Source organism: Devosia salina (genome assembly GCF_019504385.1).
In the GTDB taxonomy this organism is placed as follows: domain Bacteria; phylum Pseudomonadota; class Alphaproteobacteria; order Rhizobiales; family Devosiaceae; genus Devosia; species Devosia salina.
In genome coordinates, this window is record NZ_CP080590.1 from 3089933 (window position 1) to 3106784 (window position 16852).

At 65.5% G+C, this 16852-nt stretch carries 10 protein-coding genes; 5 read left to right on the forward strand and 5 right to left on the reverse strand.

Features of this window, described 5'->3' with window-relative positions; all coding sequences use genetic code 11:
* Positions 1 to 18 precede the first annotated feature (18 nt).
* From K1X15_RS15190 to K1X15_RS15205, 4 genes are all read right to left on the reverse strand, one after another.
* Complete coding sequence (locus tag K1X15_RS15190; protein ID WP_220304453.1) at positions 19 to 4356, reverse strand: translocation/assembly module TamB domain-containing protein; 4338 nt, start codon at positions 4354 to 4356, stop codon at positions 19 to 21.
* Positions 4356 to 6236: an autotransporter assembly complex protein TamA gene (locus tag K1X15_RS15195; RefSeq protein ID WP_240549511.1), complete on the reverse strand. Its 1881-nt coding sequence runs from the start codon at positions 6234 to 6236 to the stop codon at positions 4356 to 4358. Before K1X15_RS15195 ends, K1X15_RS15190 begins: the two co-directional genes overlap by 1 nt.
* A 412-nt stretch (positions 6237 to 6648) precedes the next feature.
* Positions 6649 to 8649, reverse strand: coding sequence for a MacB family efflux pump subunit (locus tag K1X15_RS15200; protein WP_220304455.1), 2001 nt, complete (start codon positions 8647 to 8649; stop codon positions 6649 to 6651).
* A 9-nt stretch (positions 8650 to 8658) separates the two neighbouring features.
* The gene (locus K1X15_RS15205) at positions 8659 to 9855 is read right to left on the reverse strand and encodes an efflux RND transporter periplasmic adaptor subunit (protein ID WP_220304456.1); all 1197 of its coding nucleotides are present in this window, start codon (positions 9853 to 9855) and stop codon (positions 8659 to 8661) included.
* A gap of 172 nt (positions 9856 to 10027) precedes the next feature.
* Between K1X15_RS15205 and K1X15_RS15210 the strand changes: the two genes are divergently transcribed.
* On the forward strand, positions 10028 to 10804 hold the full coding sequence (locus K1X15_RS15210; protein ID WP_220304457.1) for an SDR family NAD(P)-dependent oxidoreductase: 777 nt from the start codon (positions 10028 to 10030) through the stop codon (positions 10802 to 10804).
* Position 10805: 1 nt separating this feature from the next.
* Here the strand turns inward: K1X15_RS15210 and K1X15_RS15215 are convergent, their stop codons facing one another.
* Positions 10806 to 11837 (reverse strand): Ldh family oxidoreductase, encoded by a 1032-nt coding sequence (locus tag K1X15_RS15215; RefSeq protein WP_240549512.1) that lies wholly within the window; start codon positions 11835 to 11837, stop codon positions 10806 to 10808.
* Between the two features lie 167 nt (positions 11838 to 12004).
* Here K1X15_RS15215 and K1X15_RS15220 point away from each other — a divergent pair, with 167 nt between their 5' ends.
* The 4 genes from K1X15_RS15220 to fabV all read left to right on the forward strand — a co-directional run bounded on the left by K1X15_RS15220 (position 12005) and on the right by fabV (position 16777).
* Positions 12005 to 12901: an aromatic ring-hydroxylating oxygenase subunit alpha gene (locus K1X15_RS15220; RefSeq protein ID WP_220304458.1), complete on the forward strand. Its 897-nt coding sequence runs from the start codon at positions 12005 to 12007 to the stop codon at positions 12899 to 12901.
* A 257-nt stretch (positions 12902 to 13158) separates the two neighbouring features.
* Complete coding sequence (locus K1X15_RS15225) at positions 13159 to 14868, forward strand: Rieske 2Fe-2S domain-containing protein (RefSeq protein ID WP_220304459.1); 1710 nt, start codon at positions 13159 to 13161, stop codon at positions 14866 to 14868.
* 3 nt (positions 14869 to 14871) lie between these two features.
* The gene (locus K1X15_RS15230; RefSeq protein ID WP_220304460.1) at positions 14872 to 15519 is read left to right on the forward strand and encodes a glutathione S-transferase family protein; all 648 of its coding nucleotides are present in this window, start codon (positions 14872 to 14874) and stop codon (positions 15517 to 15519) included.
* 91 nt (positions 15520 to 15610) lie between these two features.
* The gene (fabV, locus tag K1X15_RS15235) at positions 15611 to 16777 is read left to right on the forward strand and encodes an enoyl-ACP reductase FabV (RefSeq protein ID WP_220304461.1); all 1167 of its coding nucleotides are present in this window, start codon (positions 15611 to 15613) and stop codon (positions 16775 to 16777) included.
* The last annotated feature ends 75 nt before the right edge of the window (positions 16778 to 16852 follow it).

The following is a 16852-nucleotide window of genomic DNA, read 5'->3' on the forward strand; positions in this document are numbered from 1 at the left end:
CGGACGACGGTGGCCCCCTCAATAATCCTTTTCGTAGAACACGCCGACGCTCGAATTGCCGTCCTGGCCGGCAGCGCCCTTGATGGTCAGGTCCTCGGTCACGTCGAGATTGATCGTCACCTTGGACTGCCCGTTCGCACCGGCAGTGACGCCGAGATAGACATTGTCCTGGAGATAGGTGCCGGCCTGGACGCCGACATTGCCCTGGTCGTCGGTGACCACGTCGAGATCAGCCAGGCCCGCGGCGCCGCGCAGGCTGTCGACCAGCCCGCCGCCACCACCACCGCCCACCAGTTCGGCCGCTGCGGCCGCCAGTTGCGCCAGCTGGATTGGCGAGAGTTCGCCCATCGAACGGTTGAAGATCAACCGGCTCAGGACTTCATCCTGCGGCAGGGTCGGGTTGGAGCTGAAGCTGATATCGGGCGCCGAGGCGCGGCCGCTGAGGGTCACGAACACGGTAATGCCGTCGCCCTCGGTGCGGGCGACAAAATTCAGTTGCGGGTCGAGATCGCCCACCAGCGTGACCGTCCCGGTCTCGAAGACCACACGCTGCCCGAGGATCGACAGACGTCCGCGAATAAGGGTGAAGGCGCCGACCGGCTGGATGGCCGTGATCGGCCCGGTCAGCCGTACCGACCCGCCGACCTCGGCATCGAGCCCCCGCCCGCGGATGAAGATCTGATTGGGCGCATTGACGGTGACGTCGAGCTGCAATTGCGGCCCGCCCGCGCCTGCGGACACACCGGTGCGCTCATCGATGCGGGCACGATCCAGCGTGCGCTGCACATCGGCCGGGGTGCGCTGGTGTTCGACATCGATCAGTTGCGCGCCACCGCCCAGGCTTTCCGGCACGGTGATATTGGCCTGTTCGACAAACACATTGCCCGAGAGCAGCGGCGCGCCGGCCAGGTTGCCGGTGAGGTTGAGGCCGCCCGAGAGGGTCGCGACGAAAAGGTCACCATCGGCATAGCGGGCCGAATTGACCTGCATGACAAGATTGGCCGGCAGGTCACCACTGAGGCCAATCGTGCCTGAAGCCGAGACGCTGCCGCCCGTGGCCAGGCTTGCCGAGAGGCTTTCGATGGTGGCGGTGTCGCCATTGAGGGCGGCCCGGCCGGCAATGCCGGTCAGGCGCAGATTGAGGGTCGGATCGACATAACCTGCGCCGCTGGTGGTCACCGCGCCGCTGAACTGCGGATTTGTGAGGCTGCCGCCAATGCGCGCGTCAAAGCTGGCAGTGCCGGACAATTGCGCGCCGCGATCCGCCACGAAGCGGTTGGCGAGGGCCAGCGGCGCCGAGCCTTTGAGCGCCAGCGAGAGGCCATTGCCGGCAAGCGGGACCTGGCCCGAGCCGCTGACGGAGAGGCCGCCATTGCCATTGGCTGTCAGGCGCTGCAGCGTCACCACCTGATCGGCATAGCTGCCGGATGCCGACAGCGTCAGCGGCGCAATGCCAAAGGGTGCGATGGCGGCCGCGCCGATCCCGTTCGCCTGCGCCTCGAAGCGCACCTGCGGGTCCGACGCCTGGCCGGATATGGTCGCACGACCATTGACCGTGCCGGACAGCCCAAGGTCTGGTGCCACGGCGTTGGCAATGGAGAGGGGAAGCTCGGAAATATCGACAACCATGTCGAGCGCCGTCCCGGCAGTGCCGGTTGCGGTGATGCTGCCCGAACCGACATTGAACCGCATTGCATCGAGCGCCACGCTCTCCCCGCGCACGACCAGCGCCGTGGGGCTGGCGAGGCGCGCCGACAGGTTGCCCTGTTCGAGATTGGCGCGGTCGAGCGCCAGGCGATAGCCACCGTCGATGGGGCTGAGGGCACCCGCCAGATCGATATCCGTGCCGGTGGCCAGGCTCGCCTGCGCGTCAAAACTGGTCGCATCGCCATTCTGCGTGGCGCGGGCCTGGAGCGTGTCGATCTCAACCCCGCCTGCCGCGATGGCGCTGGCATTGGCCGTGCCGTTGACCACCGGGACGCCGAACAGATCGGCAATGCCGGCCGAAATATCGGCGCGACCAACCAGGATGTCATTGAAGCGCAGGCTCGCCACATTGGCGGTGATGCCGGCGCCCTGCTGCCCTTCCTGCGGAGACAGTTCGATGGCGGCATTGACCGCACCCGCGGCATCGGCCAGCAGCAGCGCGGCGGCCAGCGACACATCATTGGCCGAGACATCCAGGCGCCCGTCGAGCAGGCCCGTCTCGACCATGCGGGTGAGATTGCCCGAGATGCTGGTGCCGGCTATCTCGAAGCCGATCCCGGACAGGACCTGCGTTTCCGCATTGGTCTCGAAATGCGTGGCAAGGGTTGCGCGATGCCCGTCCAGCATCGCCGCGCCGGTGACGTCACCGTCGATGGTCCCATCCCTGAGGGTGGCGGCCACCCCGACCTTGGCGTCGCGCAAGGTGTAGCGGCCCAGGGTCCCGCTCGGCACCTGCCCGTCCAGCATCAACACCAGCGGCGCCTCCGCATCGGTGGACCGCGCCGAGCCACGAACGCTCAATGCTCCGCTGGCATCATCGGCAACCAGACCCAGATCGCTGAGGTCGAGCGCGATGTTGAAGTCGGCGACATCGCTGGCATAGCGGCCATCGGCATTGAACTGCACCTGGGGATTGGCAATCCGGAAATTGTCAGCCGTGATCCCCGCACTGGTACGGGCCAGTTGCCCGGACAGCCGCACCGTGCCGGCAAGCAGCGCATCGGCTGTGGGGTCGTCAATGGACATATCCGTGCCAGTCCCGTCGAACACCAGATCGAAGCCGCCGGTCAGAGGCATGATCCGGCCCGTGGCGGTGAGGTTCAGCGCGCCCGACAGGGACCGGTCGGCCAGACCCGAGAACGGCGCGATGCTGCCGGTCTGGACCTGGATATCGCCGTCGAAATCGGTGCCATCGATCTGGCCGGTCAGGCTTGCCACCAGCGCCGCGCCAACCACGCGCAGTTCGGCCAGCTGGATCGGCTCGCCGGCATTCCACAGCCCGGCAAGCCCCAGCCCAACGCGGTCGCCCAGCGCCGCCTCGACACCCGGATCGGCGTCGATGCCGGAAAGGGACCCTTCGCCATTGAAGGTCACCATGCGGCTTGATGGGTCCTCAAGATTGCGGGCGACCCCGCTGAGCCCGAAGGTGAATGTCTGCGCGGCAAAGCCGTCCGTGTCCAGCCCTTCGATGTCGGCGCGGGCCTGCCATTCCTGGCTGGCATCAGTGCCGAAGCCCACCTGCAATTGTGCACCCTGAACCGTGGTGGCAGCGCCGGGGACCGGAAGGGTTACCCTGCCGCCATCGGCATCGGCCACCGTCGCCGACAGATCGAGCAGGCTGAGGAAATTGTCAGCCGTCGTCTGGGCCCGCGCCGTCAGGCCCAATTGCCCGCCGCTCAGGGTCAGGTTGGAGATGTCGATCCCGCCAGCGCTCTTGACCAGTGCGTCGGCGGTCAGCCGGGTCTGGGCACCGAAAAAGTCGCGGTAAGGCTCCGCCACCAGGGTCGAAAGCGGTCCACCCAGCCTGGCGGCAACGGCAAATCCGTCGGCCTGCTGCCCGATGGTTGCCGTTCCGCTGAGCGCTTCCTGGTCATTGGCCAGAAGCCGCATCTGCGTCGTCAGGTCCGACACCGGCCCCTCGCCCTCCAACGTCAGGGTCATGGCCGGGCGGTCCTGGATATTGAGCAGGTTCGCCAGCACGCCATTGGGTGGCTCGACCAGGGACAGGCCGAGGTCAATGGTGTTGCCGTCGCGGCGATAGACAGCGTCGAGATTGAGCGAACCGCCGGGGCCATCCAGCCGCTCGATGTCGAGCGCGGCATCGAGATTGCCGCTTTCGAGCGTCATCGACCCCGCAAGCGAGATTTCTGACCCCAGCCCGAACACGCCTTCCCCGAAGGTGACGCTGGGCACGGCCAGCTCCCCGATCTGGATGGCGACCGGAAACTCCGGAATTTCCAGCGAGCCGGCCTCGGGCGGCGGCAGGTCGACGGCCCCCTCGACGGGAATGGGATTGCGGACATAGTCGATGGAATCGGCACGGAGCGAATTGACTTCCAGCCGACCGCCGAACAAGGCCGCCTGGTTCCAGTTGAGGCTGGCATTGTTGACGCGCAGCCAGACCCCTTCGGCGTCGGAAATGGTGATCTCGCGGATCGAGACATCCGAGCCGAGCACGCCGTCGATATTGGAGAGCCGGATCTGGCGTTCCGGGGTCGAGAGCCGGTCCTGGACAAAGCTGGTCAGCCAGTCCTTCTGCTCCTCATTGCTCATGTCCTGGGCCACCAGCGCCACGGGCACCGCGGCCGGAGCCAGCAGCAGCGCGGCGATGAACAGGCGGCGACGATTTTTGACGAACAGTCCCGCCATCAGAACGCCTGCCCGATGCCGGCATAGATGGCGTAGTCCGGATCGCTGGCCCGCTTGTTGAGCGGCACCGCGACATCGAGCCTGAGGGGCCCGAGCCCGGTATAATAGCGCAGCCCCACGCCCGCCCCCAGCCGCAGGTCGTCGAGCCCGGGGAACACGTCCGCCGCCACATAGCCGCCATCGAGGAAGCCAACGACGCCAATATCGTTCGTGACCTTGGCGCGCGCCTCGAGCGAGGCTTCCAGCAGATAGCGCCCGCCTGTGATCGTGCCGCTGCCATCATCGACACCGATGGACTTGAAGGCATAGCCGCGCACCGAGCCGCCGCCGCCGGCAAAGAACAGCTTGTCGGGCGGAATGTCGACCAGGGCCGGACCGAATACGGCGCCACCCTTGAGCCGACCGGCCAGCACGAAGGGATCGTTCTCGCCAAAGCCGAAATAGGTGCGCCCCTCGACCACCAGCCGCGCCCCGGGCGTGCCGCCCAGAAGATCGAAATAGGGTTCGACATTGGCGGCCGCGTACCAGCCCTCGGTCGGGTCGACACTGCTGTCGCGGCCATCATAGACGAGGCCGGCATAGAGCCCGACGGTCTGGAAATCGCGGGTGCCGAAATCGTCGTCGAACCGTGCGACCTCGAAGCTGGCACCGCCCTCGAAGGTCAGCTGGTCCGAGTAGAACCAGCTCAACCCGACGCGCCCCCCGGCCGAGGTCTCGGTATATTCGGGATAGATGGTGCGCTCGGCTGAAACGGTCGCCACCAGGTCCACATCGGGATGGTAAAAGCCCGGCTTGGTGAAGGTGCCGCCCACGAAATAGTCGAACTGGGCCGTGTCCACCGGCCAGCCGATGCTGGCAATACGGGCATCGAGCCGCAGCCGCTCGGCCTGGCCGAACAGATTGCGCCAGAGGTGATAGCCCTCCAGCCCCAGCCCATCGATGGTCGAATAGGTCGCGCCCACGCCGAAGCGCCGCCCGGGCAGTTCTTCCACGATCAGGTCATAGGGCAGGAGCCCATCGCTGCCGATATCCTCGGCCGCCTGCAGGCGGGCCGAACGGAACACTTCCAGGCGGTCGAGACGCTTCTGGGCCCTCTCCAGCTCGTCCGGGTCGTATTCCTCGCCAACGGCGAGACCGGTCTGCTGGGCGACGAATTCGGGGTTCATGCGGGTGGTGCCGGTGACCCGCACCGGGCCGAAGGCGGCCAGGCGCCCCGGATTGACGGTGATGGTGGCGTCAACCGTATTGGTCGCGTGGTCGGCAACGACATCGCGCGAGACGATCTCGGCCTTGGCATAGCCCTGCTGCCGCCAGGCCTCCAGCGCCAATTGCTCGGCGCGCAGGATGACCGCGGAACGCGCAACCTCGCCGACGCCAAAGCCCCGCAGGACCGGCAGGTCGACCTGGTCGGCAGGATCGGCCGTCGGAGGGGCCTGATTGACGATCGAGACATTGGCAAAGGTGAATTCGGGACCCGCCGTGACCGCTATGGTGACATCGACCGGGTCGGGCAGATCGCTGTCCGGCGGCAAATTGGCCGCTTCCACCCCGCCGATGCGGATGCTGACCGCACCGCCATAGCGCCCTTCGCCATAGAGCGCCGCCAGGAGGCGCCGATAGTCTCCGCGCGCCTTAGCAATCAGCCCGGCGGCACCGGAGGCCGGCTCGGCCTCATCGGCGAGCAGGGCCGAAGCATTGCGCAGCGCCGCCTCGACCGCTCCGCCCTCGCTTGAGGTGAAGGTCACGAAATAGGGTTGCGGATCGACGATGACCGCGTCGGCATCGACTTCCGACTGGTCTTCGAAAAATTTCATGCCGAACAGTTCAAAGCCGGCAGCAGGCATCACCAGCCCGGCCGATACGGCCAGAGCGATGCTCAAGGCGCCAATACTCGTTACCAAACGCGCGCTTTGCAGTGGTCTATCCCGCCCTTTTACGCATTCAACCAAACCGGGCTGAACACGATATTGCCGCATGGGCAGAAAGATTCCGTTAATCCTTCCGGCCACCCCGCCCAAAGGGCGAAGATTTCATGGCGAGTTTAGGGCGGCCAGACGAGACAGGCCACCCTTTGCGTTGAAGGAATTGGATTTTGATCGGCGAGGCGTGGCCGATGGGTCACGCCTCTCTTCCTTCTCCCTTTGTGGGAGAAGGTGCCCCGGAGGGGCGGATGAGGGGTATGAGGCCACCTACAAGTACCTGACACGCGGATAGCTCCGAACCCCTCACCCGTCTCGGCCTATGGCCGATCCACCCTCTCCCACAAGGGGAGAGGGATAAGAGAGTTTGCCCCTATTCCCGCGCCAAGGCATCCACCGGGTCCATCCGCGCCGCCGAGCGGGCCGGCATGAAACCGAACACCACGCCGATCAGGCTGGCCGACAGGATGGCGATGACGATGGATTCGGTGGAATAGGCGAGCCGCGCCCCGGACACGATCGCCGTCAGCCCCTGCCCCAGCGCAAAGCTGAGGGCCACGCCGGCGGCGCCGCCGGCAAAGCAGACCAGGATCGCCTCGATCAGGAATTGCCGCATGATGTCGGAGCGCCGCGCACCCACCGCCATGCGGATGCCGATTTCCTTGGTCCGTTCGGACACGGACACCAGCATGATGTTCATGACCCCGATGCCCCCCACCACCAGCGAGATAACGGCAATGGTTGAAATCAGAATGGTCAGGGTCGCCGTCGTCGACTGAATGGTCTCGCGAATGGTGTCGGTGTTCTGGAGGAAGAAATCCTCGGTGCCGCCATGCAGCCGCGTCATCAGCTCGGTGATTTCCGCCTCGGCCTGGTCCGTGTCGTAGTCATCGGCCACGCGCACAGCGATCGAGTTGAGCCAGCTCTGGCCCAGTATGCGGCTCATTGCCGAGGTATAGGGCACGTAGACATTGGCATTGTTGCCACCCGGCCCGAAGCCGGTGGAGGCCGCCACGACGCCAATGACCCGCACCGGCACCCGGCCGAGCATGAGCACCTGGCCCACCGGATCCTCGCCATTGGTGAAGATGGCATCGACTGCCGTCTGGTCGATCACCGCTTCCTGCGCCATGTCCCTGATGCTGTCGGCGCCAAAGCCGGAGCCGGAAGTGAAACTGCGGCCATTGACCTGGAAATAGTCGGCGCCGACCCCGGTAATCGAGGCACTGGTGGCGGTATTGCGGTAGAGCACAGTGGCATTGGCGCTGACCTGCGGGGTGACGCTGTCGGCATAGGGCTGGCTCGCCAGGGCCTCCGCATCGGTCGCCCTGAGGGTTCGCACCCGTCCCGAGCGCATGTCGCCAAAGCCGGACCCCGGATAGACATTGATCGTATTGGTGCCGATCGAGGAGATGTTCTCCAGCACCGCCTGCTGACTGCCCTGCCCCAGCGCCACCACGGCCACCACCGAGGCGATGCCGATGATGATGCCGAGCATGGTCAGGAAGGTCCTGAGCTTGTGCGCACCCATGGCCCGGAGCGCCATGCGCAGTGCTTCACCGGTGCGATCGAGGCCCCGCCGCCAGCTCGCGGCAGCCCTGATCTCGGTCTGGGTCGTTTCGACCCGGCGCGGCTCGACATTGTGCCTGTCGGCAATGATCTCGCCATCGGCGATCTCGATCACCCGCTCGGCCTGGGCCGCGATCTGCGGATCGTGGGTAACGATGATGATGGTGTGCCCGTCGGCGTGCAGTTCCTTGAGCAGCGCCATCAATTCCTTGCCCGAATGCGAATCGAGCGCGCCCGTCGGCTCGTCGGCAAGGATCACCTCGCCGCCATTCATCAGTGCCCGCGCCACGCTGACGCGCTGCTGCTGGCCGCCCGAAAGGGCATTGGGCCGATGGTCGAGCCGGTCGCCCAGGCCCAGCCGGGTGAGGAGGGCGATCGCCCGCTCCCGGCGCCTGGTGGCGTCGGCACCGGCATAGACGGCGGGCACTTCCACGTTTTCGACGGCATCAAGGTCGGGCAGCAATTGGTAGCGCTGGAAGATGAAGCCGAAATGCTCGCGCCGGAGCGCGGCCAGCGCATCGGCATCGAGCTTGCCGACATCCTTGCCCGCAAAGCGATAGGTGCCCTCGCTGGCGCGGTCGAGGCACCCCAGGATATTCATGAGGGTGGACTTGCCGGAGCCGGACTGGCCGATGATCGCCACCATCTCGCCGCGATGGATATCGAGATCAACGCCCCGGAGCACCGCCACGGCCTCGCCGCCCGCCTGGAAGCGGCGCCACAGGCCCGTAATCGAGATAATGGGGGCCTCCGCTCCGATCGGCTGAGCGCCAAGGCGGTCATTCTGGCTGAGATGGCGGTTCATCGGCCGGGCCTAGCCCCCGCGCCGCATCATCATCGGGCCGCCGAACCCGCCGGCTCCCCCGCGGCCCGATGTCGTGGTCAGGCGCGCGCCCGTGGCATTGACGACCTGGTCGCCCTCGGCGAGGCCGGAGACAATCTCGGCGGAGATATTGTTGTTGAGGCCAACCTTGACCTCGGCCGGGCGGGTCTCCTCGGTCTGTGGGTCATAGACCATGACCATGGCTCCGCCGTCCGGCCCACGACGGGTGACCAGGCTCGACGGCAGGGTCAGCACATTGCGCGCCTCGGCCAGGACGATGGTCACCGAGGCGGTCATCGAGATGCGCAGGCGATGGTCGGGATTGGGCACTTCGAAGAGGCCATTGTAATAGACCGCACTGCCCGCGGCGCTCGTGTCATCGGCAATGGAGGTCGGTGCCGGCTCGATCTCGCGCAGGGTCGCCTCGATGCGGGTATCGGGTTCGCCCAGAATGGTGAAATAGACCTTCTGCCCGGCCTTGACCTTGACCACATCGGCCTCGGAGATTTCCGCCTTGATGACCATGGTGTCCAGATTGGCGATCTTGGCAATGGTCGGCGTGGACGAATTGGCATTGAGGGTCTGCCCCTCTTCCACCAGCAGCGCCACCACCGTGCCATCGGCGGGCGCAACGATCTGGGTGCGGGCCAAGTCCAGTTCGGCCGATTCCACGGTCAGCTCGGCCTGGGCGATCTGCGCGTCGAGCTGGTCGATCTGCGCCTTGGACTGGGCCACTGCCGCCTCGGCCGTTTCGAGCTCGGTCTGCGAGACCAGGCTATTGGCACTGAGCTGGGTCTGGCGGGCCAGCGCCGCCTCGGCCTTGGCCAGGGTTGCCTCCTGGTTGCGCCGCTGCGCCTGGATGCCCGCCAGGGCCGCCTCTGCGGACTTGACCGCGTTCTCCTGGTTGAGGCTGTCGATCTCGGCGATCAAATCGCCCTTCTGAACCGCCTGGCCCAGCGTCACATGAACGGCCTTGATGCTGCCCGACACTTCCGCGCCGACGCTCACCAGCGAACTGGCCTGCAACACGCCCGACGCCAGCACCGTGGATTCGATATCGCCGCGCGCGACCGTCACCGTGTCTGGCGCCGTCTTGGCCTGGGTCGGGGCGAGGAAGTACCACCAGCCCGCCGCAGCGCCGCCACCCAGTACCAGCAGTACGATCAATATCCTGGCCAAACGCTTCATGGGCCGTGCAATGCCTCAAAAGAAAAATCCGTGATGAACCCATACGCCCCAGCTGCGGCCATTTCACGTTAGCTCTGGGCAAGGCGCATTAAACTTTGGCAATGTTGACGCCGCGCGCCCTTAGGGTACACCCTGCACGAACCCTCCGGCCAGTCATCCTCCAGGAATTGTTATGTACCAGCTGCTTGATCCCAGCCGCTTCGTCGTCTTCATCACCGGCGCCACCTCGGGCTTCGGGGCTGCCGCAGCCCGTCGCTATGTCGCCGCCGGGGGAAAGGTGATCGCCACAGGTCGCCGCGAAGACCGGCTATTGGCGCTGCGCGATGAACTTGGCCACGACCGCTGCCACATCATTCCGCTCGATGTGCGCGACCGTGCCGCCATGGAAGCGGCGGTGGCGGCCATTCCCGCGCCGTTCGACGCCATCAACATCGTCCTGGCCAATGCCGGTCTGGCGCTGGGCCTGCAGCCGGCGGCCGAAGCCGATCTGGGTGACTGGGAAACCATGATCGACACCAATATCAAGGGGCTGGTCTATACCGTGCGGCTGCTGCTGCCCGGCCTTATCGCCCGCGGCGGCGGCCATGTGGTGACATTGGGCTCGGTGGCCGGCGAATATGCCTATCCCGGTGGCTCGGTCTATGCAGCGTCAAAGGCCTTCGTGAAGCACTTTGCCCTGGCCATCCGGTCCGACCTGCAGGGCAAGAATGTGCGGGTCACCGATATCGAGCCCGGGCTGACCGAAACCGAGTTCTCAGTGGTCCGCTTCAAGGGCGATGAGCAGAAGGCCGGCAATGTCTATGCCGGCACCAAGGCGATGAATGCCGAGGATATCGCCGAGTCCATCTTCTGGGCGACCTCGCTGCCCGAGCATGTGAACGTCAACAAGATCCAGCTCATGGCCACCACCCAGGCCATTGGCGCCTTCGACATATATCGCGAGCAATGAGCTAGAGCCCGAGGAAACGGATGGTGTCGGGATCGAGCGGAATGCCCTCGGCCCGCCGCCGCTCGAGCACGTCCCACTCGCGGTCACCGGGCGCCATGACCTTGCCGCCGGCGCGCACCGCCGATGCGCGCAGGCTGGCGAGATAGCCGGTGATGGCGGCCGCAAACACCGCGCGGCCGGCAAACTTGTCAGGGTCGATCACCAGCACGAAGTGACCCATATTGCGCGGGCTGGAGATGTCCTCGCCGCCATACATGGGGATGAACTCGGGATCGAGCGTCGTCCCGGTCAGAAGCGCCGAGAACAGCGTTGCCACCCCGGCTAGGCCAGCGCCCTTGTAGCCATAGTCGACGCCGCCGAGCGGCAATAGCATGTCGGCGGCGAAGGGATCCCGGGTGGGCTCGCCCTCGGGGGTCGCCGCCACGCCCTGCGGGAGTTCCTTGTCGAGCGAACGGTGCAGCAGGACGCGATTGAGGGGGATCGAGCTGGTCGCCATGTCGAGGAGCCAGGGCTGGCTATCGGGCACCGGCGCCGCAAAGGCCAGCGGATTGGTGCCGTGGAATTTCTCGGCCCCGTCGAAGAGGGCCACCATGGAATCGGTATTGGTGGTGGCGAAGGTGACAAATCCCTGCTCGGCACCCGCCAGCGCATAGGCACCCGCGGCGCCATAGTGGGAAGAGCGCCGGACACCGACCGCCCCGACACCGGCCTCCCGCGCCAGCTCCATCCCAACGTCCACCGCCCGATAGGCAGCGTAGTGGCCCAGACCGTCGTCGCCATCGACCATGGCGCTGCCGGCGCCACGCTTGTCCACACCAAGCTGCGGTGCCTTGTTGAGCCGCCCGCCTCCGAGCATGCGACAGTAGTGTTCGGTCAGCCGCACGCCGTGACTGTCGATGCCGAGCCGGGAGGCATGCAGCATGGCGCGCACCGCGGCCGACCGCGACTCGGCGCTCGCCCCCGCTTCGGCCAGCCGCGCCTCGACGCGCTCGGCCAACAGCGTTTCATCAAATCGGGGGGCTTCACTTTCCACGGCTCATCTCTCTCATGGTCGTCATCCGGGCCAGCCGGCATGCCACCATGAAGTCTGCAAGAGGGCAGTGTCCACCGTCATGTCCCCGGTGCAGCTCGCCATCCGCAACTTTATGCTGGCACTCCCCGCATGCCGGTTTATGCTTGGGCGAACCGTTGAGACTGCCCATGCCCAATGCACCCGATCCCATTACCCGCAATCTCTGGCATGTCGTTGCCGCCACCGACGAATTGCCCATCGGCACCGTCGAAACCACGCTGCTGCTCGATACGCGCCTGGCGCTGACGCGTGGCAATGATGGCGAGCCGGTGGTGTGGCTGCGCACCACAGAAGAGGATGGCGACGAGATCGACGCCGACACCATTCTCGAGCGCCTGCCGGTGCGGACGGCCTATGGTTATACATGGACCTGCCTTGGCACCCCTTCTGGTGACCTCTTCCCCATTCCCGAATTTGCCGAGCCGGACCGCAAGAACATGAGCTGCGGCTCCATCGGCATCCATGTGTCTGCCCCCCGCGCCGTCGAGAACTTCCTCGACATGGGCCACTTCCCCTATGTCCACACCGATATCCTCGGCGCCGAGCCGCATACCGAGGTCAAGGAATATGACGTGGAAGTGTCCGAGGAGCGCGACGAGGTGCTGGCCACCAAATGCCGGTTCATGCAGCCCCGCGCCGCCAAATCGGCGACCCAGGCGATGGAAGTGGAATATGTCTATCGCGTCCCCCACCCCTTCTGCTCGGTGCTCTACAAGTCCTGCCCCGAAGACGAGAGCCGCCGCGACGTCATCGGCATTTTCCTCCAGCCCATGACCGAAGAGCGCTGCCGCGCCCACCTGTTGCAGTCGATGATCGATTCGACCTCGACCATCACCGACCTCCGGCGCTTCCAGCAGACGATCTTCGGGCAGGACAAGCCGATCCTGGAAAACCAGTATCCCAAGAAACTGCCGCTCGATCCGCGCGCCGAGACCCCGATCCGCGCCGACAAGAGCGCCATCGCCTATCGCCGCTGGCTGAGCCAGAAGGGCATCACCTACGGGGTCATCCCTCAAGCGAGTTGAACCTTCTTCACCTCTCCCTTGGGGGAGAGGTCGGCGCGAAGCGACGGGTGAGGGGGCCTTCCTCATTTCCGGCGCGTGCCAGAAGGCCCCCTCACCCCGGCCCTCTCCCCCAAGGGAGAGGGAGTCACAGTCCCGTACGCCAGGACTGCGACCCAACCGAAGCCTTGATCGTGGCGCGATCATTCGAAGCGTTTCCAGCGAAAGTGGCTGCCGGTTTTGCGGTTCGGAAACGCGGTTAACAAGAATTCGGATGAACCATGCCCCTCTCCCTTTCCGACCCCAATTGGTATCCCATCGCCTCGAGCGAGGACCTGCCATTTCGCCACGTCTATCAGGGCCAGTTGCTTGGCCGCGAGCTCGCCGTCTGGCGGGCCGATGATGGCAATGTCAATGTCTGGGAAAACCGGTGCCTGCACCGTGGCGTGCGGCTCTCCATCGGCATCAATGAGGGCCAGGAACTCAAGTGCCAGTACCATGGCTGGCGCTACGCCAATCAATCCGCCGGCTGCACCTATATCCCCGCCCATCCGGCCGACGCGCCGGCGCGCCGCATCGAGAACCGCAAATATCCGGTTCGCGAGGCTTACGGCCTGATCTGGTCGGCGGCCAATGACGACAAGGCCTTCGCACCCTTTCCCGGCGCTGAAGAGCACGACTGGTTTGCCCTGAGGCCGATGCCGGTCAATGCGATGCCGGAAGATGTCGTGGCCGCCCTGGCGCGGCTGGCGCCTGACGACCAGCCGGCCGACCTGTTGCCGGGCATGGCCGTGCGGCTCGATGGCGTCACCTATTTCGTGCAGCCCGTCGATGCGGGCCGCGCCGTCATTCGTGGCCTGCTGGCGGAGCGCCCCGCCGACGCGATCTTGGCCCTGCACCACTATAACGAGGTGCTGACCCGTCTGCGCGACCGCCTCGAACGCGCCGCGGCGCGCAAACCGGCACCTGAACCACTGCAGCCGCTCTTCGAGAAAGTATCGGTCGACCTGGCGACCATGCCCGACATTGCCGTGCCGCGCGGCAATACGCTCAATGTCGTGGTCAAGCGCAAATGGCGGACCGCCGACGGCGTCATCGGCTTCGAACTGGCTGATCGCGACGGCAGGCATCTGCCCACCTTCCAGCCCGGCGCCCATATCGACCTGCACCTGCCCAATGGCCTCGTGCGGCAATATTCGATCACCAACGGGCCGGGCGACCTTTCGAGCTATGTGATCGGCGTCAAGCAGGAGAGCGCCTCAAAGGGCGGCTCGAAAGTGCTGGTGGACAGCGTGCGCGAGGGCGACGTGCTGGCCATTTCCGAACCGCGCAACAACTTCCCGCTGCGCCGCGACGCCACCCGCACGGTCCTGATCGCCGGCGGCATCGGCATCACGCCCCTGCTCTCCATGGCCCGCTTCCTCGACAAGTCGAGCCTGCCCTACGAATTGCACTACTTCACCCGCACCGGCGAAAGCGTCGCTTTCCGGAGCGAACTGGAAGTGTTGCATGGACAGGTCGAGACCCATAGCGGCCTGGGCCGCGACGCCATCAAGGTCAAGGTCGCCGATGTGCTCGGTCCGCACGCCTTCGCCAATCATGTCTATATCTGCGGCCCCGGCGCCATGCTGGAAATGGTGCAGGAGACTGCAGCCGGCCTGGGCTGGCCCGACGAAGCCATCCATTTCGAATATTTCCAGAATGACAAGGTCATCGACAGCTCGAGCGCCTTCGACATCGAGCTGGCACGATCAGCCATGACGCTGCATGTCCCGGCGGGCAAGACGATCCTCGAGGTGATGCGCGATGCCGGGCTCACCGTGCCTTCTTCGTGCGAACAGGGCGCTTGCGGCACCTGCCTCACCGGCGTGATCGAAGGCGAGGTGGACCACCAGGACGTCTATCTCAACAGAAGCGAGAAGGCCTCCAACACCTGCATGATGACCTGCGTGAGCCGCGCGAAGTCGGCGCGCCTGGTGCTGGATATCTGACCCATGACCATAACCCTTTACGACTTCGAGCTCTCCGGGAACTGCTACAAGCTGCGTCTCCTGATGGGCATCCTCAACGTCCCCTATGACATCGTGCCGGTGGATTTCTTCCCCGGCCGCGAGCACAAGGCCGACTGGTTCCTGCGGCTCAATCCTTTCGGGCAATTGCCGGTGCTCAAGGACGATGACCTGGTGCTTTCCGATAGCGGCGCCATCCTCGCCTACCTGGCGAAAAAATATGACGCCTCCGGCCAGTGGTTTCCCGATGACCCCGCCATCACCGCTCAAATCCTGCGCTGGCACGCGGTGGCCGACGACATCACGGCGACCAGTTCGGCCGCCCGGCTGGCCCTGGGCTATGACTACGATTTCGACATCGAAAAATGCCAGAAAGGCGCGCATCGCATCTTCCGGCTGCTCGATGAGCATCTCTGGTTCGGCGAACGCGAAGGCCGCGACTGGCTCTGTTCGCCCGCCCACCCGACCACGGCCGATATCGCCTGTTTTCCTTACGTGATGCTGTCCGAAGAAGGCGGCATTTCACGCCAGGACTATCCCGCGCTGCGGCGCTGGACCGACCGGGTTCGCCGCGTTGACGGCTTCTCGGTCATGTCAGGGATATTTCCCGCTGGTCCCGCCAAGGCGGAGTGACGGTCTTGCGGGCTGGGGGTACTCCCAAGCCGCCCCTAGCCCTCCGGCCGCATCCGGGCTATTGCCTTGAACAAATCGAGGAGAAAATCCCATGATCATCGAACCCAAGATCCGCGGTTTCATCTGCACCACCGCCCATCCCACTGGCTGCGCCGTCAATGTGCAGCGCCAGATCGACCATGTCGTGATCAAGGGCCCCATCCCGTCCGACCGCAAGCGCGTGCTGGTGCTGGGCTGCTCCACGGGCTATGGCCTCGCCTCGCGCATCGTCACCACTTTCGGCAGCGGCGCTGACACGGTGGGCGTCTCCTTTGAGCGCGAACCCGGGGAAACCAAGCCCGCCTCCGCAGGCTGGTACAATAACCGCGCCTTCGAGAACCGTGCCCGCGCCGCCGGCGCCAAGGCGATCACCATCGAGGGCGATGCTTTCTCCGATGCGGTCAAGGCCGAGACCATCGAAGCCATCAAGGCCAATCTGGGCCAGGTGGACCTGGTGGTCTATTCGCTGGCCTCGCCGGTCCGCACCGACCCCAAGGACGGCGTCACCTATCGCTCGGCCATCAAGCCCTATGGCAGCCAGGTGACCTCCAAGACCCTCAACACCGGCACCGGCGAAGTCTCCGAAGTCACCGTCGAGCCCGCGACCGAGGAAGAGGCCGCCGCCACCGTCAAGGTGATGGGCGGCGAGGATTGGGAACTCTGGATCGCGGCACTTGCCGAAGCCGGCGTGCTGGCCGAAGGCTTCACCACGCTCAATTATACCTATCTGGGCAGCGAGCTGACCTGGCCGATCTATCACAAGGGCACGCTGGGCAAGGCCAAGGGCGATCTCGACCGCGCAGCAGCCGCTATCCGTGCCGCCCATGGCGAAAACGCCGCCCATGTCGTCGCCCTCAAGGCTGTCGTCACCCAGGCCAGCTCGGCCATTCCGGTCGTGCCGCTCTATGGCACCCTGCTCATCAAGGTCGAGGACGAAATGGGCCTGGGCGAAGGGCCAATCCAGCAGATCGACCGCCTGTTCCGCGACAAGCTGGTTCACCTCCAGCTCGACGAGGACAAGCGCATCCGCGTCGACGATTGGGAACTGTCCGAGCCCATGCAGGCCGAGCTCAAGAAGCGCTGGGCGGTTCTCGATACGGAGAACCTGGCCGAGCTCGCGGACCTGCCGAAATACCGCGAAGAATTCATGAAGCTCTTCGGTTTTGCCGTGGGCGGAGTGGACTATTCCAAGGATGTCGACCCGCGCGTGGTGGACTGACCGGTTCGGGGCGCCTCAAGCGCCCCGACGATTGCTGGCACCGCCCTCGACCGCGACCAACCCTGCAGCGATGCG

Coding starts and splice junctions, on each gene's coding strand:
- K1X15_RS15220 (WP_220304458.1), top strand. CDS start 12,005: ATGCCCAATGCACCCGATCCCATTACCCGCAATCTCTGGCATGTCGTT.
- K1X15_RS15210 (WP_220304457.1), top strand. CDS start 10,028: ATGTACCAGCTGCTTGATCCCAGCCGCTTCGTCGTCTTCATCACCGGC.
- K1X15_RS15200 (WP_220304455.1), bottom strand. CDS start 8,649: ATGAACCGCCATCTCAGCCAGAATGACCGCCTTGGCGCTCAGCCGATC.
- K1X15_RS15230 (WP_220304460.1), top strand. CDS start 14,872: ATGACCATAACCCTTTACGACTTCGAGCTCTCCGGGAACTGCTACAAG.
- fabV (WP_220304461.1), top strand. CDS start 15,611: ATGATCATCGAACCCAAGATCCGCGGTTTCATCTGCACCACCGCCCAT.
- K1X15_RS15190 (WP_220304453.1), bottom strand. CDS start 4,356: ATGGCGGGACTGTTCGTCAAAAATCGTCGCCGCCTGTTCATCGCCGCG.
- K1X15_RS15205 (WP_220304456.1), bottom strand. CDS start 9,855: ATGAAGCGTTTGGCCAGGATATTGATCGTACTGCTGGTACTGGGTGGC.
- K1X15_RS15225 (WP_220304459.1), top strand. CDS start 13,159: ATGCCCCTCTCCCTTTCCGACCCCAATTGGTATCCCATCGCCTCGAGC.